Origin of the sequence: Kitasatospora nipponensis (genome assembly GCF_039528135.1) — a bacterium.
Classification (GTDB): Bacteria; Actinomycetota; Actinomycetes; order Streptomycetales; family Streptomycetaceae; genus Kitasatospora; species Kitasatospora nipponensis.
The window spans coordinates 1-3038 of record NZ_BAAALF010000363.1 but is presented as its reverse complement, the minus strand read 5'-3'; the positions used below and the strand labels follow the sequence as shown (position 1 = coordinate 3038).

Sequence of the window (3038 nt, the reverse complement as noted above, 5' to 3'; positions counted from 1 at the left end):
GGGCCCGGCCGGTGGTGGCGGCTTCGGCGGCCCGCGTCCCGGTGGCGCTCCCGGCGGCGGCGGTGGCTTCGGCCCGCGTCCCGGTGGCTTCGGCGGTCGTCCCGGCGGCCCGGGTGCCCGTGGTGGCACGCAGGGTGCCTTCGGTCGTGGCCCGGGCGGTCGCCCGGCGCGCGGTCGCAAGTCGAAGCGCCAGCGTCGTCAGGAATACGAGTCGATGCAGGCGCCGTCCGTCGGCGGTGTGATGCTGCCCCGCGGCAACGGGACCACGGTCCGGTTGTCCCGTGGCGCCTCGCTGATGGACTTCGCGGAGAAGATCAACGCCAACCCGGCCGCGCTCGTCTCCGTCATGTTCAACCTCGGTGAGATGGTCACCGCGACCCAGTCGGTCTCCGACGCGACGCTCGAGATGCTGGCCCAGGAGATGGGCTTCGTCCTCGAGATCGTCAGCCGCGACGACGAGGACCGCGAGCTGCTGGAGTCGTTCGACATCGACTTCGGTGCCGACGAGGGCGACGAGGACGAGCTCATGCCTCGCCCGCCGGTCGTCACCGTCATGGGTCACGTCGACCACGGTAAGACCCGCCTGCTCGACGCGGTCCGCAAGTCCAACGTGGTCGCCGGCGAGGCGGGTGGCATCACCCAGCACATCGGTGCCTACCAGGTCTCGGCCGAGGTCAACGGCGAAGAGCGCCGGATCACCTTCCTCGACACCCCGGGTCACGAGGCGTTCTCCGCCATGCGTGCCCGTGGTGCGAAGTCCACCGACATCGCGATCCTGGTGGTCGCGGCCAACGACGGTGTCATGCCGCAGACGGTCGAGGCGTTGAACCACGCCAAGGCCGCCGGTGTGCCCATCGTGGTCGCGGTCAACAAGATCGACGTCGAGGGTGCCGACCCGACCAAGGTCCGCGGTCAGCTGACCGAGTTCGGTCTGGTGGCGGAGGAGTACGGCGGCGACACGATGTTCGTCGACATCTCCGCGCGCCAGGGTCTGAACATCGACCAGCTGCTCGAGGCGGTCGTCCTGACCGCCGACGCCTCGCTCGACCTGCGGGCCAACCCGGAGCAGGACGCGCAGGGCATCGCGATCGAAGCCCACCTGGACAAGGGCCGCGGCGCCATGGCGACCGTCCTGGTCCAGCGCGGAACGCTCCGCGTCGGCGACTCGATCGCGGTGGGTGACGCGCACGGCCGCGTCCGCGCCATGCTGGACGAGAACGGCAAGAACGTCGCCGAGGCGGGCCCGTCCCGTCCGGTCCTGCTCCTCGGTCTCACCTCGGTGCCGCGCGCCGGCGACAGCTTCATCGTCGTCGACGACGACCGCACCGCGCGTCAGATCGCCGAGAAGCGTTCGGCCCGTGACCGCAACGCCATGTTCGCCAAGCGTCCGCTGCGGATCTCCCTGGAGAACCTGGACCAGGCGATCGCGGCCGGCGGCATCCAGCAGCTCAACCTCATCATCAAGGGCGACGTCTCCGGTTCGGTGGAAGCCCTCGAGGACGCGCTCGTCAAGCTCGACGTGGGCGACGAGGTCGAACTGCGGATCCTGCACCGCGGTGTGGGTGCCATCACCGAGTCCGACGTGGACCTGGCGATGGGCTCGGACGCCATCATCATCGGCTTCAACGTGCGCGCCGAAGGCCGCGCCCGTACGGCTGCCGACAAGGAAGGCGTGGATGTCCGGTACTACTCGGTCATCTACCAGGCCATCGAGGAGATCGAGGCAGCGCTCAAGGGCCTGCTCAAGCCGGAGTACGAGGAGGTGCGCCTCGGGTCCGCGGAGATCCGCGAGGTGTTCCGCTCCTCCAAGTTCGGCAACATCGCGGGTGTCATCGTCCGCGAGGGCCTGCTGCGCCGCAACGCCAAGGCCCGCCTCATCCGCGATGGCAAGCTCATCACGGAGAACCTCACCATCGAGGGTCTGCGCCGTTTCAAGGACGACGCGACCGAGGTCCGCGAGGGCTTCGAGGCCGGTGTGACCCTGGGGTCGTTCAACGACATCAAGGTCGACGACATCATCGAGACCTTCGAGATGCGCGAGAAGCCGCGGGCGTAACGGCCCACCGGTGATCCGGGGCCGGTCGGTGGGATATTTCCCGTCGACCGGCCCCGGTCTGGCTGTGTAGGGTCCACGGACCAGCCCCGTTCGCGGGGCGCCCTACGAGGCCCCCAGGTCGGCGAGACCTGTCATACATGTTCGTGGGAACACTCACCTTCGACCTGCTCCTCGGCGACGTCCACTCGCTCAAGGAGAAGCGCTCGATCGTGCGGCCCATCGTGGCCGAACTGCAGCGCAAGTACAGCGTGTGCGCCGCGGAGACCGGGAACCAGGAGCTGCACCGACGGGCCGAGATCGGCCTGGCGGTGGTGTCCGGCGACGCCGGGTACGTCACCGAGGTCCTGGACAGCTGTGAGCGGCTGGTCGCCGGCCGCCCCGAGGTGATGCTGCTCTCCGCACGGAGGCGGTATCACGGCGACGACGATGATTGAGAGCGGGAGTGACCGGGGACCGACAGTCGCCAGGGTCACACCGACGAGGACCGAGAGCGCTCACAAGGCTGAGCGCGGGCCGGTATTTTGGGGCGTGGGCCCCGATGGGTGAGCAGTCGACCCGAGTACCGTGCCCACTGCACGAGGAGGCAACGTGACCGACAAGGCCAGGGCGCGCAAGCTCGCCGACCGTATCCAGGTGGTGGTCGCCCAGACGCTGGAGCGGCGGGTCAAGGACCCCCGACTGGGCTTCGTGACCATCACCGACACCAAGGTCACCGGCGACCTGCGGGAGGCCACCGTCTTCTACACGGTCTACGGCGACGACACCGAGCGCGAGGCGACCGCCGCCGCGCTGGAGAGCGCCAAGGGCGTGCTCCGCTCCGAGGTCGGCAAGCAGACCGGGGTGCGTTTCACCCCGTCGCTGACCTTCGTGGCGGACGCGCTGCCGGACAACGCCAAGCAGATCGACGACCTGCTCGACAAGGTCCGGGTCTCCGACGCCGCGGTGCGCACCGCGGCGGGCGGCGCCCAGTACGCCGGCCGAG

General features: G+C 69.5%; 3 protein-coding genes. All 3 read left to right on the top strand.

The genetic code is table 11. From position 1 onward, the window contains the following. Positions 1–2056 (top strand): translation initiation factor IF-2 (gene infB, locus ABD323_RS40140; protein ID WP_344447055.1); only part of this gene is annotated, 2056 nt, incomplete at its 5' end. Positions 2057–2193: 137 nt separating this feature from the next. After that, positions 2194–2490, top strand: coding sequence for a DUF503 domain-containing protein (locus tag ABD323_RS40135; protein WP_344447053.1), 297 nt, complete (start codon positions 2194–2196; stop codon positions 2488–2490). A gap of 154 nt (positions 2491–2644) precedes the next feature. Further along, on the top strand, positions 2645–3038 hold a 394-nt coding region (gene rbfA / locus ABD323_RS40130), incomplete at its 3' end, for a 30S ribosome-binding factor RbfA (RefSeq protein ID WP_344447052.1).

Bases quoted from the DNA above. Each gene is read 5' to 3' on its own strand.
- ABD323_RS40135 (WP_344447053.1), top strand. From the start codon at position 2,194: ATGTTCGTGGGAACACTCACCTTCGACCTGCTCCTCGGCGACGTCCAC.